Annotated in this window: 34 protein-coding genes; 11 read left to right on the forward strand and 23 right to left on the reverse strand. The window is 45.1% G+C overall.

The genetic code is table 11. The annotated features are described in order from the left end of the window. Positions 1 to 111 precede the first annotated feature (111 nt). The 3 genes from ARB69_RS27900 to ARB69_RS07425 form a co-directional block, all read right to left on the reverse strand. On the reverse strand, positions 112 to 240 hold the full coding sequence (locus ARB69_RS27900) for a hypothetical protein (RefSeq protein WP_278312364.1): 129 nt from the start codon (positions 238 to 240) through the stop codon (positions 112 to 114). 220 nt (positions 241 to 460) lie between these two features. Continuing rightward, on the reverse strand, positions 461 to 661 hold the full coding sequence (locus tag ARB69_RS07420; protein WP_055152380.1) for a hypothetical protein: 201 nt from the start codon (positions 659 to 661) through the stop codon (positions 461 to 463). 71 nt (positions 662 to 732) lie between these two features. Then, positions 733 to 957, reverse strand: a complete 225-nt coding sequence (locus ARB69_RS07425) for a hypothetical protein (protein ID WP_070102360.1) — start codon at positions 955 to 957, stop codon at positions 733 to 735. A gap of 105 nt (positions 958 to 1,062) precedes the next feature. Between ARB69_RS07425 and ARB69_RS07430 the strand changes: the two genes are divergently transcribed. Beyond that, positions 1,063 to 1,611: a hypothetical protein gene (locus ARB69_RS07430; RefSeq protein WP_055152382.1), complete on the forward strand. Its 549-nt coding sequence runs from the start codon at positions 1,063 to 1,065 to the stop codon at positions 1,609 to 1,611. Here the strand turns inward: ARB69_RS07430 and ARB69_RS07435 are convergent. Both ARB69_RS07435 and ARB69_RS07440 read right to left on the reverse strand, forming a co-directional pair. Further along, a complete protein-coding gene (locus tag ARB69_RS07435; protein ID WP_055152384.1) occupies positions 1,601 to 1,864 on the reverse strand; it encodes a hypothetical protein in 264 nt (87 codons plus the stop codon). The two genes, ARB69_RS07430 and ARB69_RS07435, sit on opposite strands and share 11 nt — an antisense overlap. Positions 1,865 to 1,954: 90 nt before the next feature. Next, on the reverse strand, positions 1,955 to 2,140 hold the full coding sequence (locus ARB69_RS07440; RefSeq protein ID WP_055152386.1) for a helix-turn-helix domain-containing protein: 186 nt from the start codon (positions 2,138 to 2,140) through the stop codon (positions 1,955 to 1,957). 198 nt (positions 2,141 to 2,338) lie between these two features. Between ARB69_RS07440 and ARB69_RS07445 the strand changes: the two genes are divergently transcribed. The 6 genes from ARB69_RS07445 to ARB69_RS07470 all read left to right on the forward strand — a co-directional run bounded on the left by ARB69_RS07445 (position 2,339) and on the right by ARB69_RS07470 (position 7,639). Beyond that, complete coding sequence (locus tag ARB69_RS07445; RefSeq protein ID WP_055152388.1) at positions 2,339 to 2,761, forward strand: helix-turn-helix domain-containing protein; 423 nt, start codon at positions 2,339 to 2,341, stop codon at positions 2,759 to 2,761. 10 nt (positions 2,762 to 2,771) lie between these two features. Then, positions 2,772 to 3,203, forward strand: a complete 432-nt coding sequence (locus ARB69_RS07450) for an ImmA/IrrE family metallo-endopeptidase (protein ID WP_055152390.1) — start codon at positions 2,772 to 2,774, stop codon at positions 3,201 to 3,203. Continuing rightward, positions 3,166 to 4,818, forward strand: a complete 1,653-nt coding sequence (locus ARB69_RS27370) for a GIY-YIG nuclease family protein (protein WP_242857550.1) — start codon at positions 3,166 to 3,168, stop codon at positions 4,816 to 4,818. The genes ARB69_RS07450 and ARB69_RS27370 overlap by 38 nt, the downstream gene beginning before the upstream one ends. Before the next feature lie 167 nt (positions 4,819 to 4,985). Continuing rightward, the gene (locus tag ARB69_RS07460; RefSeq protein WP_055152394.1) at positions 4,986 to 6,377 is read left to right on the forward strand and encodes a recombinase family protein; all 1,392 of its coding nucleotides are present in this window, start codon (positions 4,986 to 4,988) and stop codon (positions 6,375 to 6,377) included. After that, positions 6,355 to 7,200: an ABC transporter substrate-binding protein gene (locus ARB69_RS07465; protein ID WP_242857552.1), complete on the forward strand. Its 846-nt coding sequence runs from the start codon at positions 6,355 to 6,357 to the stop codon at positions 7,198 to 7,200. The genes ARB69_RS07460 and ARB69_RS07465 overlap by 23 nt, the downstream gene beginning before the upstream one ends. Positions 7,201 to 7,495: 295 nt before the next feature. Then, a complete protein-coding gene (locus ARB69_RS07470; RefSeq protein WP_242857554.1) occupies positions 7,496 to 7,639 on the forward strand; it encodes a helix-turn-helix domain-containing protein in 144 nt (47 codons plus the stop codon). A 92-nt stretch (positions 7,640 to 7,731) separates the two neighbouring features. Here the strand turns inward: ARB69_RS07470 and ARB69_RS07475 are convergent, their stop codons facing one another. Together ARB69_RS07475 and ARB69_RS07480 are read right to left on the reverse strand one after the other, a co-directional pair. Beyond that, entirely contained in the window at positions 7,732 to 8,136 is a 405-nt protein-coding gene (locus ARB69_RS07475) for a NifB/NifX family molybdenum-iron cluster-binding protein (RefSeq protein WP_055152396.1), read from the reverse strand. 95 nt (positions 8,137 to 8,231) lie between these two features. After that, entirely contained in the window at positions 8,232 to 8,585 is a 354-nt protein-coding gene (locus ARB69_RS07480; RefSeq protein WP_044926621.1) for a DUF134 domain-containing protein, read from the reverse strand. A 270-nt stretch (positions 8,586 to 8,855) separates the two neighbouring features. Here ARB69_RS07480 and ARB69_RS07485 point away from each other — a divergent pair, with 270 nt between their 5' ends. The 4 genes from ARB69_RS07485 (at position 8,856) to ARB69_RS07500 (ending at position 12,288) form a co-directional block, all read left to right on the forward strand. Next, entirely contained in the window at positions 8,856 to 9,530 is a 675-nt protein-coding gene (locus tag ARB69_RS07485; protein WP_055152398.1) for a response regulator transcription factor, read from the forward strand. A gap of 77 nt (positions 9,531 to 9,607) precedes the next feature. Next, a complete protein-coding gene (locus tag ARB69_RS07490) occupies positions 9,608 to 10,525 on the forward strand; it encodes an ABC transporter ATP-binding protein (protein WP_050641271.1) in 918 nt (305 codons plus the stop codon). Then, entirely contained in the window at positions 10,518 to 11,324 is an 807-nt protein-coding gene (locus tag ARB69_RS07495) for an ABC transporter permease (protein ID WP_055152400.1), read from the forward strand. The genes ARB69_RS07490 and ARB69_RS07495 overlap by 8 nt, the downstream gene beginning before the upstream one ends. Positions 11,325 to 11,382: 58 nt before the next feature. Further along, entirely contained in the window at positions 11,383 to 12,288 is a 906-nt protein-coding gene (locus ARB69_RS07500) for a sensor histidine kinase (RefSeq protein WP_055152401.1), read from the forward strand. Here the strand turns inward: ARB69_RS07500 and ARB69_RS07505 are convergent. The 16 genes from ARB69_RS07505 to ARB69_RS07580 form a co-directional block, all read right to left on the reverse strand. Next, the gene (locus tag ARB69_RS07505) at positions 12,272 to 13,621 is read right to left on the reverse strand and encodes an MATE family efflux transporter (RefSeq protein WP_050641274.1); all 1,350 of its coding nucleotides are present in this window, start codon (positions 13,619 to 13,621) and stop codon (positions 12,272 to 12,274) included. The genes ARB69_RS07500 and ARB69_RS07505 overlap by 17 nt on opposite strands. Before the next feature lie 362 nt (positions 13,622 to 13,983). Next, the gene (locus ARB69_RS07510) at positions 13,984 to 14,985 is read right to left on the reverse strand and encodes a phosphatidylserine decarboxylase (protein WP_083487045.1); all 1,002 of its coding nucleotides are present in this window, start codon (positions 14,983 to 14,985) and stop codon (positions 13,984 to 13,986) included. A 109-nt stretch (positions 14,986 to 15,094) separates the two neighbouring features. After that, positions 15,095 to 15,763, reverse strand: coding sequence for a CDP-alcohol phosphatidyltransferase family protein (locus ARB69_RS07515; protein ID WP_050641275.1), 669 nt, complete (start codon positions 15,761 to 15,763; stop codon positions 15,095 to 15,097). Between the two features lie 21 nt (positions 15,764 to 15,784). Beyond that, positions 15,785 to 16,819, reverse strand: a complete 1,035-nt coding sequence (locus tag ARB69_RS07520; protein ID WP_055152403.1) for a lysylphosphatidylglycerol synthase transmembrane domain-containing protein — start codon at positions 16,817 to 16,819, stop codon at positions 15,785 to 15,787. Further along, positions 16,809 to 17,531, reverse strand: a complete 723-nt coding sequence (locus ARB69_RS07525) for a phosphatase PAP2 family protein (RefSeq protein ID WP_055152405.1) — start codon at positions 17,529 to 17,531, stop codon at positions 16,809 to 16,811. Before ARB69_RS07525 ends, ARB69_RS07520 begins: the two co-directional genes overlap by 11 nt. Before the next feature lie 303 nt (positions 17,532 to 17,834). Further along, positions 17,835 to 18,098: a hypothetical protein gene (locus ARB69_RS07530; protein ID WP_025655387.1), complete on the reverse strand. Its 264-nt coding sequence runs from the start codon at positions 18,096 to 18,098 to the stop codon at positions 17,835 to 17,837. A 22-nt stretch (positions 18,099 to 18,120) separates the two neighbouring features. Continuing rightward, the gene (locus ARB69_RS07535; protein ID WP_050641278.1) at positions 18,121 to 18,504 is read right to left on the reverse strand and encodes an SHOCT-like domain-containing protein; all 384 of its coding nucleotides are present in this window, start codon (positions 18,502 to 18,504) and stop codon (positions 18,121 to 18,123) included. Between the two features lie 83 nt (positions 18,505 to 18,587). After that, positions 18,588 to 18,953, reverse strand: coding sequence for a DUF2089 domain-containing protein (locus ARB69_RS07540; protein WP_050641279.1), 366 nt, complete (start codon positions 18,951 to 18,953; stop codon positions 18,588 to 18,590). A gap of 292 nt (positions 18,954 to 19,245) precedes the next feature. Continuing rightward, positions 19,246 to 20,451, reverse strand: coding sequence for a GGDEF domain-containing protein (locus ARB69_RS07545; protein WP_055152407.1), 1,206 nt, complete (start codon positions 20,449 to 20,451; stop codon positions 19,246 to 19,248). A gap of 1 nt (position 20,452) precedes the next feature. Next, on the reverse strand, positions 20,453 to 21,667 hold the full coding sequence (locus ARB69_RS07550; protein ID WP_055152409.1) for a GGDEF domain-containing protein: 1,215 nt from the start codon (positions 21,665 to 21,667) through the stop codon (positions 20,453 to 20,455). A 194-nt stretch (positions 21,668 to 21,861) separates the two neighbouring features. After that, positions 21,862 to 22,149: a DUF2325 domain-containing protein gene (locus ARB69_RS07555; protein ID WP_050641292.1), complete on the reverse strand. Its 288-nt coding sequence runs from the start codon at positions 22,147 to 22,149 to the stop codon at positions 21,862 to 21,864. A 216-nt stretch (positions 22,150 to 22,365) separates the two neighbouring features. Continuing rightward, complete coding sequence (cydC, locus tag ARB69_RS07560) at positions 22,366 to 24,027, reverse strand: thiol reductant ABC exporter subunit CydC (RefSeq protein WP_050641293.1); 1,662 nt, start codon at positions 24,025 to 24,027, stop codon at positions 22,366 to 22,368. Beyond that, a complete protein-coding gene (locus ARB69_RS07565) occupies positions 24,027 to 25,760 on the reverse strand; it encodes an ABC transporter ATP-binding protein/permease (RefSeq protein WP_055152411.1) in 1,734 nt (577 codons plus the stop codon). Before ARB69_RS07565 ends, cydC begins: the two co-directional genes overlap by 1 nt. Then, complete coding sequence (locus ARB69_RS07570; RefSeq protein ID WP_050641295.1) at positions 25,750 to 25,953, reverse strand: hypothetical protein; 204 nt, start codon at positions 25,951 to 25,953, stop codon at positions 25,750 to 25,752. Before ARB69_RS07570 ends, ARB69_RS07565 begins: the two co-directional genes overlap by 11 nt. Beyond that, complete coding sequence (locus tag ARB69_RS07575) at positions 25,950 to 26,300, reverse strand: nitrous oxide-stimulated promoter family protein (protein ID WP_050641296.1); 351 nt, start codon at positions 26,298 to 26,300, stop codon at positions 25,950 to 25,952. Before ARB69_RS07575 ends, ARB69_RS07570 begins: the two co-directional genes overlap by 4 nt. Then, entirely contained in the window at positions 26,293 to 26,694 is a 402-nt protein-coding gene (locus tag ARB69_RS07580; protein ID WP_050641297.1) for a YbaN family protein, read from the reverse strand. Before ARB69_RS07580 ends, ARB69_RS07575 begins: the two co-directional genes overlap by 8 nt. Positions 26,695 to 26,791 lie beyond the last annotated feature (97 nt).

Genomic DNA, 26,791 nt, shown 5'->3' on the forward strand with positions numbered 1-26,791 from the left:
ACTTGATACCCGGTCTGCTTCTGTACATCCAGTCAATAACACCCCTGCCATCATCGTTAATACAATTGTTTTTGTTATTGTTTTCACTTTTTTTTCCTTTCTTTTTCTGGTTTACACTGCCGCTATCCCGATCAGGAATAATACTGCCAGTGCCACTCCTAAATAGCACCAGTCCCATATTGTCATCGGGCGGTCACGCTGTCGGTATTTTCTGTGTATTGGTTCGTGCTTAATATTCATAGGCTCGTCCTCCGTTCTACCGCCTAAGCGGTTTTCTCCAACGTATATTCAATTTTTACTCCTTCTTGCTCTCCCAGGAGGTCTAGCAAGATCCGTATAATTTTTTCCATATTAGGTTCCATACTTATCACCTCTCTAATATGTATGCCGTGCTGATTGTCCGTGTTTCCTGATGTGCTTGTACCGTTTACTATTGCTTTCCCATATTCTCCCATTGTTATTATTGTTTGCGTCCTAAAGATAATGGGTAATCTGACCGGGCTATGGATTCCACGGTCTGTAGCCCTTTGTCGGAAAACTCTTCATCAAGGAGTTTTGTCAGTTTTTCAGGTGTTCCTGTGTGTGTCACTAAATCAAAAACCAATTCTGAATACTTTTTCACATCTGTGATTAATTGTAATGCCTCAAATTTTCTCAGCACCTCGCACCACCTCCTTCTCTACTCTTCTAATCAAATTCCGTTTTTCCTTCTGATTTTTTGCAGGGAAGCACTTAACCTCCTGCAATCTCCGAAATAGAATCTTTAATGGCATCACATTCAGCATATATTTGTGGAATCAGCATTTCCCTGTCCATTTCTGCAAGAAAGTTCCCATCTAAGTCCCAGTATTGTATGATCTCACGTACTGGGTCTCTTTCTGTTCCTAATCCACGTTTTGCTTTTGTCTCAATTACTTGTATTACTTTTGCCGAATCAGTTCCTCTTGGTCTTACCATCTCTCATACCACCACCTTCTCTTTATATTGCTTTTTCATTTTTATCCTTTATAATGTACTTACAGGCGCTGTCACGCCGAGTACGAAAGAAAGGAGTTGTCTATAATGCTCACGAACGAAGAAAAACAACTACTCAATTATTTAATTCCCGAATTCAAAGCCGGAAACGATATGATTTGCTTTGACAAAGTGGCTGAAAATGTAAACATGTCTGCGTACGAAACCGATATTGCTTTACGGCACTTAGAATCAAAAGATTATCTGAAAATCAAGCGTTATAAAAATGGCGGATTCATACGATCACTAACTCATAAAGCTCTTCATTATAACGAATTAGAATCCAGCGCCACCCCGGTTAAACAAACCAATATTTTTAACGCCCCTGTCTCTGGATCTGCTATAGGTAATTCTGGAAACATCACAATAAGTAATGGTGCATCATTTCAGGAAGTACGAGACTTCGTCCAGGCTCAATCTATTTCAGACAGTGAAAAAGCTGAAATAGATAAAATTCTTACCTATATTGAAACACTTGAAGAAAACGACACCCCTCTAAAACGAGGGTTCTTATCTAAGTTCGGCAACATACTATCTAAGCATCACTGGCTTCCAGAGATGTTGATGAAATTACTTTTCCAATACTTCATGGAATAGATGCTTTGAAACAATCATCATGTACAACTGACAGACCGTATTTTCCATCTTTTAATTCAAGTGAGAATGCGGTCACGTTATTTATCTCTTTTCCGTTCACCAGCATTATTCCAAAATTAACATCAACATAAATGGATTCTAGCTCACTTTGTTCTCCATCATGCGATACAGCTTTTAATGGAAAGCCACAAGAACGACAATATATGTCGTTAAATTTAATACTTGATTCTTGTCCACATTTAGGACACTTCATCTCATACCACCTCCTTCTCTTTGTCTGGTAATACTTTCTGCAATAGATGAGTCCGTTTTATGGGACACATCTTGTGTTACTATGTAATTGTTACTCAAGGAAGTACTCGATTGATACATTGAAGTACTCTGCAAGAATTTTGAGCTTGTCAATTTTAGGATTGCTACGCCCACTTTTCCAGTCAGCAAACGTGGATTTAGTGATACCAGTATCTAAGGATACTCTATAATCCGTTATACCTCTCTTATCGCGTAAAGCGACATAATTTTCGTACATTTATTTTTTTACCTCCTTTCCGAACTTTTCTATTGAATTTAGTTCGGAAATCAGTTATAATACATTTACCAGATATATTACATAAAGCCAATGGCTTGTTTTGATTTCCGAACCTTGTACAAGTATACTAGCACGGATATCAGAACTTGTCAATAGTTTTTGTACGGATTTTAGAACTTATTTTAAAAGGAGTAAATTATGTACGAAATTTATTGCAGACTGAGGGATGAAAGAGGTTTAAAAGACGCTGATGTTGTTAGAGAAACTAAAATTACAAAATCAACTTTTTCGGATTGGAAAAGTGGACGTAGCAAGCCTAAAAATGATAAGTTACAAAAAATAGCCGATTTCTTTGGTGTATCAATTGAGTATTTAATGACAGGAGATGAACCAGTAAAAAAAGAACCTCTTCTTACTTCAAAGGATGAACGTGATATCGCTAAAACCGTATCTGAATTGATGAGTAAGTTAGATTCACAGGATGGAGCACCTTTATTCTTTGACGGTGAAGAAATAACTCCAGAAACAAAAATACTTTTTGAACAGCAGTTAAAATCGTTGGTCACCACAGTTAAGGAAATCAATAAGGTAAAATACCATCCCGGAAAAAATAAGAAGTAGGTGATAGGCATTGCGCCATGATATTAAAACTACAGTCGATAAAATTGTATCGAAATATAATACCAGAGATCCCTATGAACTTTGTGACTACATGAATGTGTTATTGCAAATAGGGGATTTGGGAAGCGCGTTAGGATGCTATTTATTAATTAAAAGGCAGAAATGCATAATTCTTAATGAAAGAATTCTTCGAACACCTTTAGAAAAAGTGGTGCTCTCTCATGAATTAGGCCATTCCAATATGCACTGGAAAAATGACTGCTATTTCTACGGAAGTACACTTTTCTCAAAAAGTAAAGAAGAAAATGAAGCCAATTCTTTTGCCGCAGAATTGCTTGTACCTGATGATTTAATATACGAGCATCCGGGCATGACCAAAAATCAAATAGCAAGAATTCTGGGATATGATGAAAGGATTATGGAATTCAAAAAAATATATTGATGTTACGCGCACAAGCGCTGACATAAGAGAAAATGTGGTGTTTTCTCGGCACAGTGTACGAGGGAGAAAAAAAATGGGATTTACGGATATCTTTAAAATCAAGGAATTCAAAGCTGAGATTGAACAATTGCGTCAGGAAAATCAAAGTCTGCTTTCCAAGAACGAAGCGGCGCATAAACAACTGTCAGATTTAGGTGCATTGGATTACTATGAAATCAAAGAAAAAACAATGCGACTTGAAAATGATTTCATTGAAAAGGAAAAGCAACTAAAAAGTGATTATAGTTCAAAAACTCAGAATGCCGAAGATGAGTTCAAGAAAACTATTTCTGATTTCGAACGAATGACATCTGATAGAAGTGCTAAATGCCAGCAAATTTTGGAACAGCTTAATGAGCTTCGATTGCAAGAGGCAAAAATAAATAAATCTGTCAAAACCCAAACAAATAAATTAAACCGCTCAAAGGAACTTGTAAAAGCAATTAATTATACTTTTGATAAATATCTCAACTACGAACCATCGCAAAGCATTCTTCGTTTTCCGGACGACAAGCTGCAGGAGCTTGAAGAAATCAGTCCCTCTGTAATTCTCAAATTACATTGCATGGATGTTAAAGATCTGCGAAAGGCATATAGAGATAATGATAAGCAGATAGATACTATTTTAAAAAAATACTCAGCAAGATATACTACTAAAGCAAATCAAGCTATTTACAAGCTAATGGTTATAGCATTAAGGGCTGAATTGCAAAATGTTCTATATAATTTAAAATATGAGAAACTTGACAAGTCTGTAGAAGACATTAAGTCTGTAACGCGTAAATATCTCAAAATTGCTGGTGAGGGAAATCAGAGCATAGCGGGAACACTTGCAAAATTTATAGGCGAAATAGAATATCTCTTTATCAATGCCGTTAAAATCGAATACAATTATTATGTAAAAAAGGAACAAGCGCGTCAGGAGCAATTGGCAATTCGAGAACAAATGCGGCAAGAAGCCGAAGAACGGAAAGCGCTTGAAGCCGAACGAAAAAAAGTCGAACAAGAGGAATGTAAATATACTGCTGAAATTGAAAAACTAAAAGAACAATTGACAGTAGCAAAGGATAATGAACTTGAAATGCTGAATGCTCGAATACTTGAACTGCAAGCCCAATTAGCCGATGTCGTAATTAAAAAAGAGGAAATCTCCAATCTGGCAAATGGGAAAGCGGGTAATGTATATGTAATCAGCAATCTTGGCTCATTCGGAAACGATGTATTCAAAATAGGAATGACTCGTCGGCTTAATCCGCAAGATCGTGTAAACGAATTAGGCGATGCTTCTGTTCCTTTTAAATTTGATGTACACAGTTTTATCTTTTCCGAAGATGCGGTTAGCCTTGAAAATAAATTACATAGTATATTAAATGATAAACGTGTCAACAAAGTAAATATGAGAAAAGAATTTTTCTACACTTCCGTAGATGAATTAGAAGAACTTGTAACTCAGATCGAGCCTACTGCTGAATTTAATAAAACTATGTTAGCAGAAGAATTTAGGCAGTCACAATCTTCTGAATCGCTATATACCTCAGACTACACGCTTGATGAGGAAGATGACGAAGAAGAATAAAGCTCAAAAACCGCCCCTGACTGCAATCAGGAACGGCTTCAATAGATGCTATACAGGTCAGAGACCGATATAATATCCAACCAAATGTATTATATCACAGTTCTCTTACACCTGTATAGGTGTATTTTTGTACCTATTTTAATATGATTAAGAGAAGGAGTGATTAAATGCATAACAAAATGTTAAGATGCGCGATCTATATCCGAGTGTCAACAACCGAACAAATGATACACGGCAAATCTCTCGAGGCCCAGAGGGAGCATCTGCTAAAATATGCGAAGGAACATGGCATGGTGGTTGTAGGATTGTATGCAGATGAAGGGAAGACTGCCCGTAAGGAGTTGAAAAAGCGTAAAGCAATCCACGAGCTTATTCGTGATGTCAAACAAGGTAAAATAGATGTTATCTTGTTCTGGCGGATCGACCGGTGGTTCCGTAATCTTTCTGATTTTTACAAAGTCCAGGATATACTTGATGAACATGGTGTGCGTTGGATATCCACATCTGAGCCAGGAATCAACATGGAGACCCGTGACGGTCGACTGCAGCTTAATGTCGTCCTGTCGATCGGGCAAAACGAGGTCGACACCACATCGGAGAGAATCAAATTTGTTAACGAAGCGTCCATCAAACAGGGGAAGGTTATTTTCGGAGACTCTAATATGCCGCGTGGATATAAGGTTGGTGTTGTGGATGGCGTCAAGCGGATGGTCAAAAACCCGGATGAAGAAGCGCTTGTGAATGCCTTTTTTGCACATTTGAAAAAGACTCACAGCAAATGTGATACTATCCGATATATGCAGAGCAAATGGGATCCCGATTTTTCATATAGCATGCTACGTACTATGTTGACAAGTGAATTTTATGTTGGAACATATCGTGGAATACCTTACTGTCCTGCATATCTTACCAAAGAAGAGCGTGACGAAATTCTTGAAATATCTAAGCGTAATATTAAAAATACACCTTCTGGGCGAATTTATTATTTTACCGGATTAATCCGTTGTCCCGTGTGTGGCCAGCTCCTGTGTGGAACAGGATGCTCCTCTGTAATAAATAGAAAGACTGGAGAAAAAAGGACATATTGCTATTACCGCTGCAATCGTGCAATCATAGATCGCATCTGTAATTATACGCATAAAATGAGCCAAAATCTGATCGAAGAATACCTCGTGAAAAACTTAGAAACTCTATTCAATGATTTCAAAATACGGGATTCCAGGATTGCTGAATTAAAAAAGAAAGAGAAGAACCTTAGGACTCCCGAGATAATACAGCGCGAAATGAGCAGGCTTAACATGCTTTTTCAAAAGGGACGTATCGAATGGGATTATTATAACGATGAGTACACCAAATTGGATGGTGAACTGAAAAGCCTGTCTCCAGTTATCGAAATACAAAAGAAAGACTATAGCCATATAGAATCGCTTCTTGAGCAAGATTTTATCAGCATTTATTCTAAGCTAACCGATGAGAATAAGCGAGCATTTTGGCAGACCGTTATAAAGCAGATATATATCACCGAAGACCATCAGGTTGAAAAGGTGGATTTTTTATAATCCGTCTTGTACTAAGCTGTTAGTTCCATTTGGTGCTGATAAAACCATGACCGCTGTCCTGTCGGGGGAAGCCGATATCGGCTTTATGGGATCCGAGGCCTCGATCTACACCTACAACGAAGGTGCCAATGACTACGTTGTCAATTTCGCACAGCTGACACAACGCGCAGGAAATTTCCTGGTTGCCAGGGAAGAAATGCCTGATTTTTCATGGGATGACATCAAGGACAGTACCGTACTTGGCGGAAGAAAAGGCGGAATGCCGGAAATGGTGTTTGAGTATATACTGAAGCAGAACGGCATCGACCCGTCCGCTGACCTGGAGATCAACCAGAGTATTGACTTTGGTTCCACAGCAGCTGCCTTTGCCGAGGGACAGGGAGACTTTACCGTTGAATTTGAACCCGGGGCAACCACACTGGAATCAGAGAACAAGGGTTACGTTGTCGCTTCCCTTGGCGAAGACAGCGGGTATGTGCCTTATACGGCCTACAGTGCAAAGAAGAGCTTTATAGAAAAGAACCCGGACGTCATCCAGGGCTTTGTAAATGCTCTGCAGAAAGGCATGGATTACGTACAGTCACACACACCGGAAGAGATTGCAGCAGTCATTGAACCCCAATTCCCGGAAACAGATTTGGAGACGATCACAAAAATTGTAACCAGATATTACGATCAGGATACATGGAAAGATAATCTTGTATTCGAGGAAAGCAGCCTGGATCTGCTGCAGGATATCCTGGAAAGTGCAGGCGAACTCGATACACGTGCGCCTTATAAAGACCTTGTTACCACAGAATTTGCAGAAAATGCAAGTAAATAATACAGTCTGAATGGGTGAATAGGGAGCCGTTGCATAAGCAGATGAATCTTCTGCTGGCGCAATGGCTCCTCAGTTTCATTGCGTCCTATTCCCGCAAAACATTACTTGTATTTATAGTTAAGAACTGATATCATATACTTATAAGTATACATTATTTATATAATACATTATAGCTTATAAGCTTATGAAACCTATCTCAAAAAATTGTTTAAAGGATTGATCATATATGTCACATAATACAATTGGCAATAATATAAAGACGTTGCGCAAAAAAAACCGGATGACCTAGGAACAGATGGCAAAAAAGTTATATTTGAAGCGGCAGACGCTTTCCAATTATGAGATTGGCAAACGCGTTCCTGATATATACGAACTTGTAAAAATTACAGATCTGTTCGATATTTCTTTAGACGAGCTTGTAGGACACAGCAGGAAATAGCTCGGTTCAAAAGTACTTTCCCCCCGAAACAAAAAATCTCCATGGAAATGATCCCGCTCAGTTCTGGTCTTTTCCATGAAGATTTTCCTGTTTTAGTGATTTCCTGCACACCCGTGTTTGTCTTCTCCGCAGCTGTGGTTTCCGCAGTCATGTCCTTCGCCGTGATGATGACTGCACATTGTATCCGGATTGTACGCCAGATTACCCTGCAGCAATGCTTCAACACAGGCATCTGCATTCCCCTCTGCTCCCGGGTACAATTCAATGCCTGCCTCTGCCAGGGCCATCCGTGCACCTCCGCCGATTCCTCCGCAGATCAGGGTCTGTACATCGTGCTCTTTCAAAAATCCTGCCAGTGCTCCATGTCCGCTCCCGACCGCACTTACAATCTCTGAGGAAACAATACGGTTCTCTTTTGTCTCATACATCTTAAACTGCTCACAATGGCCAAAATGCTGGAATATCTCTCCGTCTTTATAGGTAACTGCTACTTTCATCTCTATACCTCCCAATGATTTTGTAACAAAATTGTACACCTATTTCCGGCATATGTCAATAACTTTTGTGTTTTAGTATTCTGATTATATTTTTCTCACTCCTGCACAGAGTTTTTGCACTTGGCATGTTCGCACTGCCTTCTGCAGCATCCGGATGCTTTCGGGCACACTTCATATGATCCGCCCCCAATCTTCAGCTTTTTCCCCTCCACAAGCACATCCGCCAGTTTCTTTCGGGCTGAGTCATAAACTGCCTGGATCGTAGTTCTGGCTACGTTCATCTGCTGAGCACACTGCTCCTGTGAATATCCAAGATGATCAATCAGGCGGATCGTCTCGTATTCATCTACGGTCATTTCTATTATTTCATCGCATCCAGCACCTGAAGGGATGAACTCATCCACTTTGGGCATCTGGCATATCCGCCTGCATTTCATTGGTCTTCCCATATGTACCACCTTACCTTCCATTATCTTCAGAGAACCATTCTAATAAGAATTTTATACTTTGCCGGCAAATATGTCAAATATCCAGTGACAATTCAGGCCTGTCTGAACTGTTACATTTACTGCGCAGACCGTACGAAAACATGTTGGTTGAGGCATCCATCCTTTTCCTGCAGGTTTTTTGGTGTTCTTCGGGATTTTATGGTATGATTATCGTGTATGTATATTGCCGGCAGATTCAAAATATACCGGCAGGTTAAGGAGTGTAACAGTATGTATCGTATTCTTATTGTTGAGGATGATTCTGATATTAATCAGATGATTTGTGAATATCTAAACGGAGAGGGATTTTGCTGCTCCCAGGCCTTCTCGGGGAGCGAAGGAAAGCTGCTTTTTTCTATGTCGGAGTTTGATCTGGTTATTCTGGATCTGATGCTGCCGGGGATCCCGGGGGAGGAGCTGATCGAAGTTTTTGCAGACCGGGTTCCGGTGATTGTGCTTTCGGCTAAAAATGGGCTGGATAGTAAGATTGAGCTGTTAAAGGCGGGGGCGGATGATTATATGTGCAAGCCTTTTGAACTGCCGGAGCTGCTGGTCCGGATCCAGGTTCAGCTCCGCAAACGCGGACGGCAGCCTGAGACAGGAACGGATGAGACGATTCTGTCTTATCGGGAATGGACGATGAATCCCGCGAATCATGAGATGACGGCGGGCGGAGTTCCCATCGAGCTTACGAGCCATGAGTTTTTGATCATGGAATTGTTCCTGCGGAATCCGAAACGGGTGTTTTCTAAGCAAATGATCTATGAATATGCCTGGGGTGAGGAGTATCTGGCAGAGGATAAGACGATTAATGTCCATATCAGCAATATCCGCTCCAAGCTGAAAGACAGCGGAACGGATTCTTATATCCAGACGGTCTGGGGATTAGGCTTTAAACTTTCTTAAACATTTTTGAGCACTTTATGAAACTTTGCGTTTTATAATAATGCCATAATCAAAAACTTGAAAAGGGAGTTAAGCTTATGAAGGAAGAATACGCTGTAGAGACAAAAGGGCTCTGCAAGACATACGGAAACACAGACGCGGTCAGCCAGCTGGATATGCGGGTAAAGACAGGGGCAGTATATGGACTGATAGGACCGAACGGTTCCGGTAAGTCCACCACATTGAAAATGCTCTGCGGACTGGTGCGCCCAACACATGGGGAGGCCAGACTATTCGGCAGGAATGTAAATGAACCAATGGTCCGCAGAAGAATGGGCGTGCTGATTGAGGAAGCCGGACTGCACCACGACCTGACGGCACGGGATAATGTGCGGATGAAGGCGGAATGCATGGGGCTGGCCGACCCAAAGAATATCGATTCAGTACTGGAAATAACCGGACTTGCCAATGCAGGTAAGAAGAAGGTAAAACATTTTTCCATGGGAATGAAGCAGAGACTGGGAGTCGCCCTTGCGCTCCTTGGGAATCCCGATCTTTTGATTCTGGACGAGCCGATCAACGGACTGGACCCGGAAGGAATCCGGGAACTGCGGGAACTGATGAATACCTTGAATGAGGAAGGCAAAACGATACTTTTAAGCTCCCATATTCTCGGCGAACTGAGTAAAATCGCATCCCACTATGGGATCATTCGTGAAGGAAGGATGATTGAACAGATCAGTCGGGAAAAACTGGAGGAAAAGTGCCGCGATTATTTCCAGCTTGAAGTGGATAATGTGGACCGTGCGCTTCCCGTTATTTCCGAGAATCTAAGCGATGCCGGTGTGGAAGTTTATGATAACCAGACCCTGCGCATCTACGGTTTCACGGACAGCGCATGGCTGATCCAGCTGCTGGTCACCAATCAGGTCCAGGTGTATTCCTCGGGCTTCCACCACATGAATCTGGAAGAATACTTTCTGGATAAGATGGAAGGGGGTGCCCGCAATGCTTAATTTACTGCGTATGGATCTATACCGGATGAGAAAAGGCAAGGCTGCTTATATCTGCCTGGGCATAATTTTGGCGACAATCGCACTTGTTTATTTTCTTCTCTTTCTGATGCTCACACCCACAGGACAGGCGGCCGCAAGCAGACTTGGCATGATGGATTTTGTAGAGGTGGAGGAAGCAAAAGCCCTGTTCAGGGAGATTAATCTTCTTCTGGTATTCAGACAGTCCAACATGGACGGCGGATTTTTCGCCCTTGTACTCACGATATATTTTACTATATTTGTGTGTGCTGATTTTAAAAATGGATTTATTAAAAACATTATGTCCGTGCATGTAAACCGCTGGAAATATGTTGGGAGTAAGTTACTTTCCTTCGCAATCTTAGATATTATCTATCTTGCTGCGGCTTATTTGTTTACCTTTTTAGTAAATCTGTTAATGGGCGGGAATATTCCTGTTACCAGATTCAGCTCTGTGCTGTTTTTCCTGGCTCAGGCATGGGTTCTGACTATGGCAATGCTGGCGCTGGTTCTCCTGGTATGTATGCTCACCCGCAGTATTGCAGCCGGAATTCTTGCAGCCGTATTGGTGGCAAGCGGAGTAATCGCCACCCTGCTGAATGCGCTCCTTGGGCTCTTTCACGCGAATGGCTGGCTGAAATATACGTTATACTTCAGCCTGTGGGACGCGCCGGAGGTGTACCAAAGTCCTGCAGACCTGGCGGGATTTGCCGTGGGAGTTGTGTTCCTGATTGTGTATATGGTAATTGCAGGAACCGCCTTAAGTAAGAAAGATATTTGACCGGCGTCCGGAGTAAGTCTGCCCAGATTGTGAGATAAGTAACAGGAGGTATGTTCATATGATAATCTTCACATTGGCCTTTGGTGCCGCCGCAGTGATTCTGCTGATACGCTGCATCCGTTACCGCCTGGAAATCCGGTCCGTCTGCCGGCAGCTGGATGAACTGGCCCAGGGCAGCCACATGGAACTGTTTGTAAATCGTAAGGATAAAGCTTTCGTGGAACTGTGCCGCAGACTGAATCTGGTGATGAAACTGAGCCGCCAGAAAGAGATGCAGTACGACAAGGCTCAAAAACGGCTGAAGCAGAACATTTCCGCCCTGGCACATGATATCCGCACCCCGCTGACAAGTGCAGCGGGGTATCTTCAGATGGGAATGGAGTGCACGGATGGTGAAAAAAGAGACCGGTATCTGACCGTCAGCCAGGACCGGCTGGAAGAGCTGAAAGATATGCTGGAGGAATTGTTCCTGTACACGAAGCTATCCAGCAGTGAGTTTGAACTTTCTATCCAGCCAGTACAGATACTTCCTCTGCTGGGTGAGTGCCTGGTGGGTATGTACCGGCAGTTTGAAGAAAAGGGAGTTGAACCAGTCGTGGAATTCGAAGATGAAGGAGTCCGGGGTATGGCGGATGAAGAATGCCTGACGCGCATTTTCCGCAATCTGATTCAAAATGCTCTTCTGCACGGGACCGGCGGGATTACAGTGAAGCAGGCCGGCAGCGTGCTGTCTTTTGAAAATCCTGTCGCCGAAGATACTCAGATGGATGTGGAACAGATATTTGACCGGTTCTATAAGGCAGACGGGGCACGCCGCAAGGGTTCCTCCGGACTGGGGCTTGCAATCGTCAGGGAAATGACGGAGAAGATGGGCGGAACGGCCGATGCAGTTCTGGAACAAAATGTATTAAAAATCCGGATCACACTGCAGCAGGAAAATACGCTCTTTAAGCGTCCCGAGTAAGCTTGCGTATCCAATTTCCATAATGTGATTCCAGAAAAGCCGGCACACATTTGAAAATCTGGTCGGCATTCAGACAGCATACAACCACAGCCGGGGATGCTTTTACGACGAATGCCATAATAAAGGAAAGCGGAATTACAATCATCCAGATACTGACCAGATCCATTTTCACAACAAACATTGCATTGCCGCCGCCCCGGATAATTCCGTTATTCGTGGGCATCTGATAAGACATGCCCACGATCACCACGCTCAGGATAAGCAGGAATGTATTCGCCATCTCCTTCGTGGAAGCGGAAAGTTCATACAGATTCAGGATGGGGATTCTAATAAAGAACAGAATAATCCCGGAAACAATCCCAATTCCCAGAAACAATTTCTGCAGCCGGATGGAATATTGTTTCACCACTTTGATATCTCCCATCCCGATGGTCTTGCCAATAATAATAGAAGCGGTGGATGCCGCGCCCACTGCCATGGATTTGACCATCATAAAGAGGGTCGATGCCACACTGTTAGCGGCAATCGCTGCAGCAGTCATATGTCCCAGTATTACGGTCTGCAGAGCCGTATTCAGGCCCCAAAGCCCCTGCACCACCAGCATGGGCGCTGTAATCCTGAAGTAATCCCTGCAGAGAACCCGGTCAAACTGCAGGTAATCTTGCAATTTCAGGTTCAGCCTCTTCTCCTTTTTCACTACAAAGACGATCAAAACCGCACATTCTATGATTCTGGCAATCAAAGTCCCAATTGCCGCCCCTCTGGCTCCCAGCTCCGGCGCTCCGAAGCGTCCGTAGATAAGAACATAATTAATCCCGCAGTTCACAAAAAATGTCACTGCAGAAAGGCACATAGCGATCCGCACCACCTCCACACTGCGCAGAGCCGCCAAAAGCAGCTGAGTAACAGCAAAAAGCAAGTATGTAAACCGAATAATCCCCAGATACTTCACGCCTTCACCAATAATCGCCTGATCCGTCGTAAACATCCCCAATGCCCGGTAAGGAAACAGACTGACCAAAACAAAAAGCAGCACCCCGACAGCAAGCGCCGCATGCATGGCAGAAGCCGCAATCTTCTTCATCGGCCCCACCTGCTTCTTTCCCCAGTACTGGCTGCAGAAAATAACAAGCCCGTCCCCCAGCGCCATCAACAGCTGCTGATAAATAAACTGAATCTGATTCACCGCCGCAACCCCGGCCAACGAAGTCTCACTATAAGCCCCCAGCATCAGATTATCTGCCAGATTCACGCTCAAAGTAATCACATTCTGCAGCACCAGCGCACTATATATCTTAAAAAAATTCACATAAAACGCTCGATCCTTAACCATTCCCACCACCTCATAAACAAAAAATATTGCTAAACGCTATTCATTATACGCCTGAACCAAATATTTTTCTATCATAAATTCCCTTCTCTTCCTTATACAAAGAAAACTCGTAAAAACTCAGGCAAATCTAAACGATTACGAAAACTCCCCATATCCCCTCCAGCCCTTCCTGCTCTACCGCCCGGAAGCGCCCAGCTCCGCCAAAGGAGAGGCAGGATGCATCTGTAAAAGAAGACAGGGGGGCTGGAAGCGTCTTTACGGCAGCAAGCTGGAGTAGAGCAAAAAGGAAGAAAAACCAGGGTGAGATATGTGATCACAAATCACATATCTCCCTGGCCCCAGGGCCTGAAGCCATCAAGGCTTCAGGTACTGTGCCCAGGTCTGCCCTGGTTTTCCTTCCTTTTTGCTCTACTCCAGCTTGCTGCCGTATTCCGTTTCCAGCCCCCCTGTCTTCTTTTACAGACGCATCCTGTCTCTCCTTTGGCGGAGCGTCCCCCCATTCCAATCCGTTCACCCATTTTTACGATTGTTTCGCATCCTGCCCGGGTATTGAGAATCAGCCGTTCCTCCAGTTCTACCGCATCTTTCTGAAAAAGCAGAACCACGGTGGACCCTCCGAACTCGAACCGCCCCTTAGGTTCACCTCTCTTGACCCGACATGCCTCATGGTAGTTCGTAATACGTCCCACCATCAGCGCGCCGACCTCCATCATCAGCACAGTCTTAAAATGCCTGCTCTTTAGAAGTGAATATTCCCTCGTATTTTCTTTATAAATTGGATACACATCCCCTGCCGCTGGATTTACTGTATGATAAATGCCGCTGATGCGGTAATTTTTTGACTTCTCCCCGTCATCCACATAGCAGTATCTGTGATAATCATCCACCGTCAGACGGAACACGCAGGCCCAGCCGCCCTCATAGCGCTTAGCCAGACTCGCACAGCGCAGCAGCGATTCCACCGTATACTCGGTATCTTTGATGCAGAATCTGCTCTTCTTCCCTTCTTCTACAGTAATCGGATATACACTCAGCTTCCCGTCACAGGGACTGATCAGCGTCCCTTCCCCGCCTTCCAGCGGACGTGCTCCCGGTTTGATCTCCCGCGTAAAAAATTCATTGTAGGACTTATATCTCTGATCCACATAACAGGACAGATCGATACCGTTTTTTTTCACAAAAGGATCAATCAGGCATGTGGACCATCTTCTGTCCAGCAGCCATCCTCCTGCTCTTGAAATCCCCGGCCTCACCAGCAGGCCGACGAGCATCCTTCCGCTCCTGTGGGTATAAAGCCACTCAAGCAGACTGTCCTGCCCGTTCTTTTCTTCGGTCATATTGCCGTCTCTGTCGATATATTTCATATGTAATCACTGCATCCCCGCCTGTTATATCCATATCAGCTTCCCGGGGATTTCCTTTCTGCCGTATTCCTGTAAGCTTCTCGTTTAAGCTACGCGTTTTGTTTCTCCATTACCGCCTTACAATCCAGGGCCAGCCCGGGTGAAAACTGATTCTGTAACGTGTAAAGAACAGCATAATCACAACCGCTGCGGCAACAACGCCCACGATAACCGCCAATGTCATGTTTTTCGGCTTTTTCAGTTTAAAATTCACGATAAACAGGATGCCCACGACCAAAAGCGCCAGATGCAGGCAGATCCGAAACACAAAGTCCGGTACGAAAAACTGAATCATAAATACCAGCGGCAGAACAATGGCCATGGATGTAATCGGAAGCCCCCGGTAAAACTTTTCCCCGTCCTCCGATACCAGGGCATTCTTAGCCTCCATTACATTAAAAAACGCAAGCCGGACCACGGAATTGATACAATATAAGATAATAATTGCCAGACCGATCGGCCCCCGTACGCCCAGCAGATAACAGATCAATGCCGGAAATGCCCCAAAACAGACAACATCACACAGGGAATCGATCTGAATCCCAAATGCTTTCTCGTCCTCGGTCCTGTCCTTTTTTGCCCGGGCAATCTTCCCGTCAAACATATCGCAGAGTCCGGATAAAGCCAGGCAGATAATAGCCGTTTTAAATCTTCCGTGAATCGCCTGCGTCATCCCGAATACGGATATGCCAAGGCTTGTATAGGTTAATACCACCGTATAATTATAAAATCCAATCATGTTTTCTCTCTTTTCCTTTGTTTATATTTTATCTGCTGCCTTCTGGCCAATCGTCAAATGCGCGAACAGCGTCATTCCCGCGCTGAGCAACAGTTGTACATAGTACGCAATTCCGCGGCTTAGTACCATCCCGGGCAGAAGAAGACCCGCTGCAAATACCCCTTTGAAGATAATCAAAAATAGATTCTCACTGATTCCCATGCCTCCCGGAAGCGGCAGCATATCGACCGATACTGATACCACTGCCTGGAGCATAACGACATCATATATATGAGCCCCGTGAAGTCCAAAAGACCTGTACACAAACCATGTTACAAAAAACAGGGCGAATCGCTGAAAAAATGTAATCAGAAGGACATTGACCATGACTCTGGCATGGCTGCGCAGATAGGCTGCCGTCGCGTTATACTGATCCATGGAATTCTCCAGCTTCTGAGTTCTCTCCGGCTTGTGCTTCATGATATGGATACGCTCCAGTATTCTCAGGCACCGCATCATAATTCCCTTCGCCAGAGCCGGATGGAATGCCAGAATTGACATAGCTATGCAGCACGCCACATTCAACCCTACCCCCAGGTAGAATACCGGCAGAATTCCTTCCAGGTATTTATGTACAAATCCCCTTTGGAAAAAGGCGACAAACAATCCAACAGCTACTAATACTGACTTATATGTAATTGTAACAATCATCAGCACCAATGTCGAGACAGGAACCGGAATTTTATTCTTCCGCATGTAATATATCTGCATCGGCTGCCCGCCGCTGGCCGACGGGGTAATGGCACTGAAAAAGAACCCAACGCAGGAATACAAAAAGCAGGTCCGCTTCTTCTCCCGGATCCCCAGCGTTCCGAACATATAATGGATGATGATGGACTCTCCCCAGATAAATACAACCACTCCCAGTATTCCCGGAAGAAGATACCATGGATTTACCTGCAGGATGGCCTTAATCACGGCCCGGAGGTCCTCCCCTTTAAATACACTATAGATCGTCAATGCAAATACGACCAGGAGAAAGACGATATTTACAATCTTTTTCTTTTTACTCGTCACAGCCCACCTGCTTTCCCGCAGACGTCACCCGCCTGCGAAAACATTTTCTGTCCAGCATGTCAAATACCCGTTTTGGAAAACGGTACAGCTGTGTGTGGAATGCCACCCGGTACATACCTTCAGCCAGCAGGATCCCTCCGATCACATCTACTATGTAATGCTGTTTTGTAAACTGCGTGGATGCACAGACCAGCAGCGCAAACAGGCAGGAAAAGGCTCGGTATGCCTTCGGCACATTCTTCTGCCCCCGGATACCGATATAGCAGAACCAGCTCACAAGGCAGTGGATGGAGGGGAACAGCCTGGTCGGGTCATCCACCCCGTACACCATTCCCAGAAGCGTCTCCCAGATCCCGCCGCCGGACAGCACCGGCCTGACATTGGTGGTGGGAAGCACGAGATAGAAAAATGCGCATACCAGCCTGGACAGCATATCCGCTGTCACAAACCGGATGCAGTGATCTTCCCCCTGCCGTGCAATTAATATATAGTTCACAATCCAGAACACATAGCACCCCAGATAGACGGCAACAAATCCCGGAATAACAGGAACCGCCCGGTCTATGGGAAGCGTTAAGTCATAATGTTTCCATGATCCCGCCAGCAAATCCGTGCCGGTATAAACTATAAAGTTCAGGATCACACAGGATAGCAGCGGGAACACCGCATATTGTGGTACAACCGGTTTTCTTTTTCCGGATATTTTCCCCATAACAGTCTCCCTTTCTCTTCAGTCTATTGCTATTATAACAGACTTTTGGAAAGTTGCACCTCTTCTATCCGTTTCTTTCATAAATCCTAATAAATTTTTAAGAATTCTGGAAAATCTTCCATATTAAAGGTGTGGTTTAACCAGGGACATTTTTATAATAATCTTCAATCGAAAAATACCGCCCGGAGTGTACAATCCCCGCAGGATCATATACTTCGGGCGGTAAAACGTTACGATGCACGGCCTATGGGCTATGCATAGTAACGGTAAAACGTCTCTGTTTCACTTCATATCTACAAAATCCTACAGCTTAATAGAAACAAAGGTTCCGTCTGCTGCCTCCACATGTACTACTTCGAGTCCCTTATTTTCCTTCAGTATATCCATGCATTCGTCCAGCAGCATCACAAGGACCTGTCTGGTAATCAACACATCATAGGGCGGGGGCACATCCCTGCGCATCTGCCGGAAAGCAGCTTCCGGTATAACTTTTACCGCAAGTGACGCCATCCCCATGGGAACCGGAATTCTAAGATTTACATCTTTTGATCTGACTACTACCATCATGATACATATCCTCGCTTACCTGCTATTTGTCCACATAGATTCTGACTGTAGTACCGTCTGCCGCACTGACATTCACAAAATCGCCTTCAACCTCTTCATCCAGGCACTCGGATACGGCATCCATAATGGAAGATAAATCCATCCCCTGCAGTTCCTGTTCCGGCAGCGGAAGCTTTCCGGTTGCCTTGAGCACCTTTTTCACTGCGCCAACCGGGAACTGGATGTTTACTTTATCTCCCGCAGTACTGTCCACAATGATGCGGAACATCTTCTTGTCATAGCTTCTGTGCGCAACAGCTGTCGTCTGCTCCGCCTCTACTCCCATCGCTTTCATAAGCTCTGCCGCCTGCTCCGCGGTTATCGTACGATCTTCCACCATTTTTAAAATTCTTAATCTCTCGTCCATAATGACCTCCGATTTTTCGTCTATTATCATGAATTCTTTCTGCAGAGTTTGTATTACCGCTCCCCCTGCCTGCTTATTATTACTTACTTCAGCTTGCGGATCGCCTCCTCCGCGGTGATCTCGCCCTGCTCCAATGCTTTAAGGACAGCCTCCCGCAGGAGCATCTCTTCGTCCTGTGCCGCATCCTTCTCATACCCAAGCCTTTGAATGACGCCGTCCAGTTTCGCCCTCACAGTGGGATAAGAGATTCCCAGTTCCTTTTCCACTTCTTTGATGTTTCCCCGGCACTTGATAAATGTCTCGGTAAAATGCAGCTCCTCGGCCGACAGGTAGTCAAACTTGCTGAGTGTAAAATCATTTTCTATCACTGTCCCGCACTTGGCACACTTCAAACGCACAACACTGAGTTCCCCGTCACAGACCGGGCACTGGCTAATGACTTTTTTCATATATCCACTTCCTTTCTGTTAATAATATAGCACTTATGTTTAGATTATTCAATACAAATATTAATTATTTTAATTTTTATATTAAATATTTGAATTATCTTGTCTTGTTTTTTTATTTTTCTTTATTTACTGTCCTGTTTTACCATCACAGAAGCGGCTGAAGTAAAACTGCAGCACAAGGTATTTAAAAAAGCCAGGGCTGAAATCCACCATAGTAGATCTCAGCCCTGATTTTACTTCATTTACAGAGACTTGGGTCTTATATCTAAGCTGCTTTTATATCTAAATATCTTTACTCCCGCGCCATACGTTTTTTCCTTTTTTGCGCATACATCTTTTGGTCCGCCTCCCGGATCAGCAACTCGCAATCGGAGATCTCCGTACTCTCAACAATACCATAACTAAAAGAAAGCGGGTAGGGAAATCCACTTTCTTCTGCAAGATTTCGCAGCCTGTCATTGATCGCTTCCGCCTTCTTCTCAGCCTCTTCTGCCCTCATGCCGGCAAGAAGAAGCAGAAGCTCATCGCCTCCATAGCGAAACAGGGAGTCGCTGTTACGACAGACACTGCGGATCTCCCTGACTGCTGTCAGAATATAGCGGTCCCCCTCCTCATGTCCATGTCGGTCATTGACAGTTTTGAGGCCGTCCAGGTCCAGAAAGCATAAGGCAAAGCGGGTGCCCTCTGCCAGCATTGCATTGACGGTTTCCTCCGCATACTGCCTGTTATAAAGCCCGGTCAGAGAATCAATAGCCGCCTGCCGCCGCAGGTACTGTGCTTCCCACTCCTGCTCCCTCAGTTCCTGTTCTATATGCAAGTTTTTCTCCCGATAGTCGTCCAGCTCACAGATCCGGACCGTATAGCGTACGGCAATATAAAACCCAATCACGCTGAATAGACAGGATTTGATGCTCCATACCTTCAATAGCAGATCGTTTAGTGGTGTAGAGTACAGGAGCAGATTCAGGAACAGATAAAAAAAGAGTCCTGCCATCATTTCCAGCAGAAATGCATGATGCTGGGGATGGCTTAATATTAGGCGAAGCCGCTCAATAAATACTGTGCTGAATACATGCATGATGGCGCCCGCCAATAGAAATCCCAACAGCACGGGTAACCCCTTCAGATTATCAGCATTCGTTATATGGTTATCAAAGCGCTGCAGAGGCAGATTCAACATAACCGCAATGATACTTCGGCAGAAAATATTGGCCGAAAGTCCATAGATAATCCCCGTAAGTGTACTGAACAGCGCACATTTTCCATCTCCTTTACCGAAGATAAGCGTTTCAAAAAACAAAAGAAACGCGAACAGAAACCAGTTTACAATTAATGGGAATTCTAACACACTGCAGGCAACGAAGAACAGGTAATTGAGGATAAAACTGAGCAGGACGAACCGGACGCGTCTTTCCTGCATTTGACGAAGCTTTCCGGCCATCGAAAAATACTGCCAGTTAAAATAGTAATAAGCCGCAGCCGTGATCAGCAAAAGCATCTCATTCTCTCCTCTCTGATCCGTTCCTCTTTTGTTTATCCAGATACATCGCCTGATCAGCCCGGTGTAAGATTTGTTCTACGCTGCCGTTATAATTGTCTGTAACAAAAGCGATTCCGTAACTGAAAGAAAATGAGGGCCTGCATTGCTCCTCCATATGTATACGTATGGATTTCATCCGTTTTTCCGCTGCTTCCAGAGAACATCCGGGCAGCATGACAATAAACTCATCCCCGCCTACCCGTGCAAATACATCCGCCTTTCTCAGGCAGGAACTAAGCTCTTTTGCAAAGCGTATAAGGTAGAGATCCCCTGCATGATGGCCCTCCCGGTCATTAATCTGTTTGAGGAGGTCCAGATCTATAAATACAAGAGAAAACGGTTCCTTCTCCTGCAGAAGAAATCCTATTCGTTCCGTGGCGTAGCGCCGTGTAAAGATTCCGGTCATTGAGTCCAGAACGATCTTACTGCGGAGTTCAGCAGCCGTCCGATTCTGCTCTTCCAGTCTTTCCATCAGATGATGGTGCTCCTCCTCCAGATAATGTACCTTCAGAATCCGGTAGAAATGACTGAGGAACCTGATCAGATAAAACTCCAGCAGCAGCGTGCTTCCGACTAAAAAAAGCGGCAGCAGCCCCCAGCTGATATCTGCAATGCACAGCACGCTGTCCAGCAGCAGGAAAATATTACAGAACCAGAGAAATATCATAAATGGCCGGACTTCCTCGCTCTCCGACTGCGTGCGGAGTACCTCCAGTATCATACCCCAGCGCGGGATCAGCCAGGCAGTCAAACTATTCGCAGCCAATACAACGCCGGCTGTGGCAATCCGCCAGGAGGGCTGCTGCAAAAGCTCGTTCATCTGTATCCCTGTCGCCAGTGAAATGGTACCAACCAGAATCATATGCAGCGCCATAGTTGTCAAATGGGTAAGATTAATCAGAAAAAGTTCTTGGGAGCGATACCGGCTGTTGCGGAGCAGCCGGGAGAGTTTCCCTCCATATGCCAAAATATAAAACAAGGGCAGAGGAATATTGACCATTCCCCAAAAGAAAAACAAAAGAAAAGCGGGGAGATAGTTCAAAATCCGCTTCAGTACCGTATTCTTTTGCTTGTATCCCAAAGTACTCATAGCGTGTTCTGATAAACAGGCAAAAAGAAGGGATAAAACGACGGGCACCAGAAGCCCCCAGCCAAGGTAGATCGGAAATGGCAATGTAATCCCTCCTTCTTCTGCGTTTCTCTCAGCTCTTTTCTCTATACATTGTTCATATTAACAGGATTTATTATATCAGACCTAAATGGAAAACACAATCTTATCTCCCTTTGGCCGCCGAATATCACTGCAACGTAAAAGCGTCCGGACTTCAATAATCCGAACGCCATCTTCATATAAACTATTCTTGGTGATTATGCGTTGCCACAGACGCCCCCTAATATTTCTTCGAGTGCATTCTTACTGCTTGTGTGGCATCTGATTACATCTGCATTGCATCTTCCTGCCTCATCCACAGCGCATTTCACCATTTTATGGGATACAGTATTCGTGAAGAGCACGATCAGATCCGGACTGCCAATCTGTTTTCCCAGCGCCGCAGACATCTGGGTAAATACCTTTGCTTTACAGTGGAACTGTTTACAGATTTTTTTATACTGACCTACCATACGGTCATGTCCTCCAATTATTACTATACTCATAAAATCCTCCTTATTGACTTTCTGCATAATTCTTCCATGTTATGATTCATATTCTAACGCTTTGCATTTTTAGTTAGTTTAAACTAACTTATATATATCATAACCGGTTTTATCCAAAAAATCAATAACATATACGGAAACTTTTTCTCAATTAGATGTCATTCTCTTCATTCAAATGCAAGGCTGACTTTCGTTGTCGGGAAATTTTATCGTTTCCTACATCTGCACTACTTTGTCAGCAATCCCCATTGTAGATTTTCTGTGAGAGACAAGCAGAATCAATTTCCCTTCTTTCTCTTTTTTCAGGCTCTTCAGTATGATGCCTTCGTTCAGGCTGTCAATGTTGCTGGTAGGTTCATCCAGCAGTATCATCCGGCTTTTGTGCAGAAAGGCCCTGGCAATCCCGATCCGCTGCTTCTCCCCGCCGGATATACAGTCTCCAAGCTCTGTCAGCCTGCTTTCATACCCTTTGGGCAGCGACATGATAAATTCATGGATGGACGCTTTCTTTGCCGCCTCCTCCACTTCCTGCCTGGTGGCATTCTCATCCGCAATCTTGATATTATTTTCGATCGTATCATGGAACAGAAATGTTTCTTGTGTCACATAGGACATGCCGCGGCGCAGGGAATTCGTCCGGATGTTGTTCACGTTTTCAGTTCCATAGGTAATCTTCCCCTGATCCGTCTCGTAAAAGCGCATCATCAGCTTCAGCAGGGTAGACTTCCCGCAGCCGCTTTTTCCGAATATCCCATGGATTTTACCAGGTTCAAAATCAGCGTTAAAGTTCTCCAGAACGCCATCCTGCTCCTCCTGATACCGGAAACTGATATCACGGCAGCAGGCGGCGCCTTCGCCCAGCGCTGCGCCGGCTATCACATCTTCTACAGCAGGCTTCTCCTCCAGGATATTAAGAACGCGGTTTCCGCTTGCAAGTGTATGATTCAGGTTGTTTGACAGTGCAGATAATGCCGCCGTAGGGCCAAAGGAACTCATCATAGCAATGACCGCTGTTACACCCTGGTAAAACTCCATTTTGCCCCCGCGGATAAGAAGACCGCAGAGAACCAGCATGAGAATCCCGGCGGCAAGAATCACCGTGTCTGTGGAAATCCGCTGCACGTTTTCATCTTTTTTCAGCCCTTTACTGGTCTTTTCCAGTTCTTCTGTCTGCTCCGCCATCTTCTCCATGCGCTTCTTGGTCTGTCCATACTGCAGCAGCTCTTCCAGCCCGTAAAGATTATCCAGCACGGCAGTGTTCAGCTCACCAAAAGAATCCCGGTACTTCTGTCCGCTGTCTTTTCCTTTTTTCCCGTTTAACAGGGGGATTACCACACCCACTGCCGCATAGGACACAAGAGCAAGCGCGCCTGCCCCAGGATGCTGAAGCCCGATGAATATGGTCATAAAGACCGATGTAATCACCGCAATGGCAGCCGGTGAAATGGTATGGGCATAAAACACCTCCAGCAGTTCAATATCACTGGTAATAATCGATATCAAGTTTCCCTTCCCGCTGCCGTCCAGTTTCGCCGGCGCCAGCTTTCTAAGGGATGCAAAAACTTTATGGCGGATTCTAGCCAGCAGTTTAAATGCGATGTAATGATTGCATGACTGCTCCGCATAGCGCAGAATCCCTCTGAATACAGCGAATATAATCAAAACGGCTGCGATCATATAAAATGGTTTTCCATCGTAAAGCCCCGCCGCGGACAGCAGGCCATATCCCCCAAAAACGGTCAGGAATGTGGCGGCAAGATTCCCTATACATCCCATAAGGACCGCCAGCGCCATAAGACCCAAAAGCGGTTTAACCATACCAATCAGCCCGGCCATCACCTGGAATGAACTCCTTGTTTTTTCTTCTTTATGTCCCATTATGCCGCCCCCTCTCCTGTATATTTTTCCAGTTCTTTCTGGCCTGTATAAAGCCTTGCGTAGTCTCCCTGCATCTTCATCAGCTCCGCATGGGTGCCCTGCTCCGCAATCCGGCCCTCCCTGATCATCAGAATCTGGTCTGCGCCAGTCACATTTGCCAGCCTGTGGGAAATCAAAAATACTGTTTTCGTGCCCGCAAGCCCGTGAATGACCTTCATGATCTGGTTCTCGCTTTCTGCATCAATGTTGGACGTCGCTTCGTCAAAGATATAGATATCGCTGTCGTGCAGTATGGCGCGTGCCAGGGCGAGGCGCTGTTTCTGGCCGCCGGACAGGTTCGATGCCTTCTCATCCAGCTGCATAGAAAGTCCTCCTTTTTCCATCACAGTTTCATACAGGCTGACCTGTCTGAGCACATCCAGCATCTCTGCCTCCGATGCGTCTTCCCTGCCCATCCGCAGGTTCTCCATGACCGTGCCCTTGAACAGGTAACTGTCATGACGGATCCTGGTAATCTTGCTGTAAAGCGTCTCCTCAGCCAGATCACGGATGCTGACGCCGCCGACGGTGACGTCTCCCTTATATGACACGTGATCCTGCATCAGAAGAGATGCGATGGTGCTCTTTCCGCATCCGGATTCGCCTACCAGCGCTGTGAATCCCTTCTGGGGCACTTCAAAACTGACGCCCTTTAGCACCTGCTTTTCCTCATCGTAGCCAAAGGATACATCCTGAAAGCGGACCTCATTGCCTTCCGTCCGACAGACCGTCCCCTTCTGCGGCACAGGTGCATCCAGAAGCAGGAAGATCTTATCCGCCGCTGCGTTACCGTTCATGGCTATGTGAAAGAAAGATCCAAGCAGGCGCAGGGGCAGGAAAAACTCGGCCGATATCATGATCATGAAGAAACACTCCTCCAGGCTGATCCTTCCTTTTCCAAATTCCAGGATACCCAGAATGATTCCCGCTGCGGCGCCCCCGTATGCGACCAGATCCATGACACTGATCGAATTCAGCTGCATAATCAGCACACGCATAGTGATCTTCCTGAACTTTTCTGCTTCCTCATCCATTTTCCTGGCATATCTGTCATCCGCCTGATAGATTTTCAGAGTGGTCAGCCCCTGGAGGTTCTCTAAAAAAGAATCCCCCAGTTCCGTGTACGTCTCCCAGTAGCGGTTCAGCATTTTCTTTGCAAATTTCTGTACTGCCACGATGGAAAGTGGAATCAGCGGCACACACAGAAGCAGGACAACTGCTGCCTTCATGTTCATGGTTCCCACGATCACAAACAGGGTCAGCGGGGCCAGCAGGCTGTAAAAGAACTGCGGTACATACTTCCCGAAATAGATCTCCAGCTGATCCACGCCTTCCGTACTGATCTGGACTGCCTCGGAGGTTGCAATCGTATCTCTGTACCTGCCGCCCAGTTCCATCAGCTTTGCATAGACTTTCTCCCGAAGGCGGCGTTTGACTTCCGTGGACGCCCGATATGAGAACCTGCTGTTCAGAGAATTCATGATCCCCCTGACCAGAAGCACTGCTGCCAGAATCAATAGCATCCGCCAGATGCCGGCTGTCTCCAGGCTGCCCGTCCTCATATCACCTATAAAATCAGCTGCTGCCAGCATAAGAATTACATTCGCAAGCAGGATGCCCCACTGTGCGGCTACCATGCCGGCGACATATTTTTGATTATCCCGAAACTCTTTTAATAACCGTTTATGAAACATGTGCTTTTTTCCCCTTTCTGATTCTTCTCCCATAACGCGTGATATGACCGATCAGGAAGATACAGAATACGAGTCCTGACATCTTATGTAGGATTTTCACCGCCATCACGCCTCCCAGGGGGTGGATTAAAAATCCGGAAAGAACCATAATCACTGTTACAATATAAAACAAAACCTCACCATACTTTTTCATTGATGTGCCGCTCCCTTTCGCTTTTCTTTCAGTGTAACCATCACATGGCGGACCGCCAGTACCGGGTGTACCAGCAGCATTCTGGGTCCCGCATACCGCATAACCAGCCTGATCTGCTCCTGCATCTTTGGTGCATAACAGTGTACTGTGCAAGCGCTGCAGAACGTTTTAGTCTCCATAAACGGGCATTTTTCTGTCCGTTTCAGTGCGTATTCCCTCAGGCTTTCGCATGAGGGGCACAGTTCTTCTTTTGTATGATGATTTCCCCTGCAGTAAATGGAGATCATGGCATCCAGCATCTCCATCTCCTGCCTGCGCTTTTTCCCGGCATCTGTCTTATTATTCATTTACTGCGATCTCCCTGTTCTCGCTCTTTGCCGTCTTGATTTTAAAAGTAAAATAATAGATGTGGAACAGAGCAACCGCAAGAATCACCGCTTTTGCCTGCCATACAGGCACGATCAGAAAACTGATTGTAAAGATCAGGCACAGTGTACCGAGCGCTTTTTTCTTTGCAGCCTTCTCCATCTCTTTCTTGTTCACGGCTGGCTCTACATATTTCTGGTACATTATGGTTGACAAAAACCATGTGTGAAACTTTTCTGAACCCCTGGCAAAGCAGACCGCCGCCAGTATCAGAAACGGAGTTGCCGGAAGAAGCGGAAGGATAATCCCCACGACCCCCAGTCCGACAAAAAAAAATCCCAGCGCAATAAATATACCATTGATAATCTTTTTCATATTCACCTCTTTTTGATCATACATTTCCTTTTTATCCCAATTTAAAAGCGCTTAGTGGGAGTGTCTCTCATTAAGCGCTATAATTGTTTTATAATGC

Origin of the sequence: Faecalicatena contorta (genome assembly GCF_001404335.1) — a bacterium.
In the GTDB taxonomy this organism is placed as follows: Bacteria; Bacillota; Clostridia; order Lachnospirales; family Lachnospiraceae; genus Faecalicatena; species Faecalicatena contortus_B.

What these genes read in the sequence shown, in the direction of transcription:
- ARB69_RS27900 (WP_278312364.1), bottom strand. Translation starts at nt 240, where the DNA reads ATGAATATTAAGCACGAACCAATACACAGAAAATACCGACAGCGTGAC.
- ARB69_RS07425 (WP_070102360.1), bottom strand. Translation starts at nt 957, where the DNA reads ATGGTAAGACCAAGAGGAACTGATTCGGCAAAAGTAATACAAGTAATT.
- ARB69_RS07430 (WP_055152382.1), top strand. Translation starts at nt 1,063, where the DNA reads ATGCTCACGAACGAAGAAAAACAACTACTCAATTATTTAATTCCCGAA.
- ARB69_RS07435 (WP_055152384.1), bottom strand. Translation starts at nt 1,864, where the DNA reads ATGAAGTGTCCTAAATGTGGACAAGAATCAAGTATTAAATTTAACGAC.
- ARB69_RS07440 (WP_055152386.1), bottom strand. Translation starts at nt 2,140, where the DNA reads ATGTACGAAAATTATGTCGCTTTACGCGATAAGAGAGGTATAACGGAT.
- ARB69_RS07445 (WP_055152388.1), top strand. Translation starts at nt 2,339, where the DNA reads ATGTACGAAATTTATTGCAGACTGAGGGATGAAAGAGGTTTAAAAGAC.
- ARB69_RS27370 (WP_242857550.1), top strand. Translation starts at nt 3,166, where the DNA reads ATGATGAAAGGATTATGGAATTCAAAAAAATATATTGATGTTACGCGC.
- ARB69_RS07460 (WP_055152394.1), top strand. Translation starts at nt 4,986, where the DNA reads ATGCATAACAAAATGTTAAGATGCGCGATCTATATCCGAGTGTCAACA.
- ARB69_RS07470 (WP_242857554.1), top strand. Translation starts at nt 7,496, where the DNA reads ATGGCAAAAAAGTTATATTTGAAGCGGCAGACGCTTTCCAATTATGAG.
- ARB69_RS07475 (WP_055152396.1), bottom strand. Translation starts at nt 8,136, where the DNA reads ATGAAAGTAGCAGTTACCTATAAAGACGGAGAGATATTCCAGCATTTT.
- ARB69_RS07480 (WP_044926621.1), bottom strand. Translation starts at nt 8,585, where the DNA reads ATGGGAAGACCAATGAAATGCAGGCGGATATGCCAGATGCCCAAAGTG.
- ARB69_RS07485 (WP_055152398.1), top strand. Translation starts at nt 8,856, where the DNA reads ATGTATCGTATTCTTATTGTTGAGGATGATTCTGATATTAATCAGATG.
- ARB69_RS07490 (WP_050641271.1), top strand. Translation starts at nt 9,608, where the DNA reads ATGAAGGAAGAATACGCTGTAGAGACAAAAGGGCTCTGCAAGACATAC.
- ARB69_RS07495 (WP_055152400.1), top strand. Translation starts at nt 10,518, where the DNA reads ATGCTTAATTTACTGCGTATGGATCTATACCGGATGAGAAAAGGCAAG.
- ARB69_RS07500 (WP_055152401.1), top strand. Translation starts at nt 11,383, where the DNA reads ATGATAATCTTCACATTGGCCTTTGGTGCCGCCGCAGTGATTCTGCTG.
- ARB69_RS07505 (WP_050641274.1), bottom strand. Translation starts at nt 13,621, where the DNA reads ATGGTTAAGGATCGAGCGTTTTATGTGAATTTTTTTAAGATATATAGT.
- ARB69_RS07510 (WP_083487045.1), bottom strand. Translation starts at nt 14,985, where the DNA reads ATGAAATATATCGACAGAGACGGCAATATGACCGAAGAAAAGAACGGG.
- ARB69_RS07515 (WP_050641275.1), bottom strand. Translation starts at nt 15,763, where the DNA reads ATGATTGGATTTTATAATTATACGGTGGTATTAACCTATACAAGCCTT.
- ARB69_RS07525 (WP_055152405.1), bottom strand. Translation starts at nt 17,531, where the DNA reads ATGGGGAAAATATCCGGAAAAAGAAAACCGGTTGTACCACAATATGCG.
- ARB69_RS07530 (WP_025655387.1), bottom strand. Translation starts at nt 18,098, where the DNA reads ATGATGGTAGTAGTCAGATCAAAAGATGTAAATCTTAGAATTCCGGTT.
- ARB69_RS07535 (WP_050641278.1), bottom strand. Translation starts at nt 18,504, where the DNA reads ATGGACGAGAGATTAAGAATTTTAAAAATGGTGGAAGATCGTACGATA.
- ARB69_RS07540 (WP_050641279.1), bottom strand. Translation starts at nt 18,953, where the DNA reads ATGAAAAAAGTCATTAGCCAGTGCCCGGTCTGTGACGGGGAACTCAGT.
- ARB69_RS07545 (WP_055152407.1), bottom strand. Translation starts at nt 20,451, where the DNA reads ATGCTTTTGCTGATCACGGCTGCGGCTTATTACTATTTTAACTGGCAG.
- ARB69_RS07555 (WP_050641292.1), bottom strand. Translation starts at nt 22,149, where the DNA reads ATGAGTATAGTAATAATTGGAGGACATGACCGTATGGTAGGTCAGTAT.
- cydC (WP_050641293.1), bottom strand. Translation starts at nt 24,027, where the DNA reads ATGGGACATAAAGAAGAAAAAACAAGGAGTTCATTCCAGGTGATGGCC.
- ARB69_RS07565 (WP_055152411.1), bottom strand. Translation starts at nt 25,760, where the DNA reads ATGTTTCATAAACGGTTATTAAAAGAGTTTCGGGATAATCAAAAATAT.
- ARB69_RS07570 (WP_050641295.1), bottom strand. Translation starts at nt 25,953, where the DNA reads ATGAAAAAGTATGGTGAGGTTTTGTTTTATATTGTAACAGTGATTATG.
- ARB69_RS07575 (WP_050641296.1), bottom strand. Translation starts at nt 26,300, where the DNA reads ATGAATAATAAGACAGATGCCGGGAAAAAGCGCAGGCAGGAGATGGAG.
- ARB69_RS07580 (WP_050641297.1), bottom strand. Translation starts at nt 26,694, where the DNA reads ATGAAAAAGATTATCAATGGTATATTTATTGCGCTGGGATTTTTTTTT.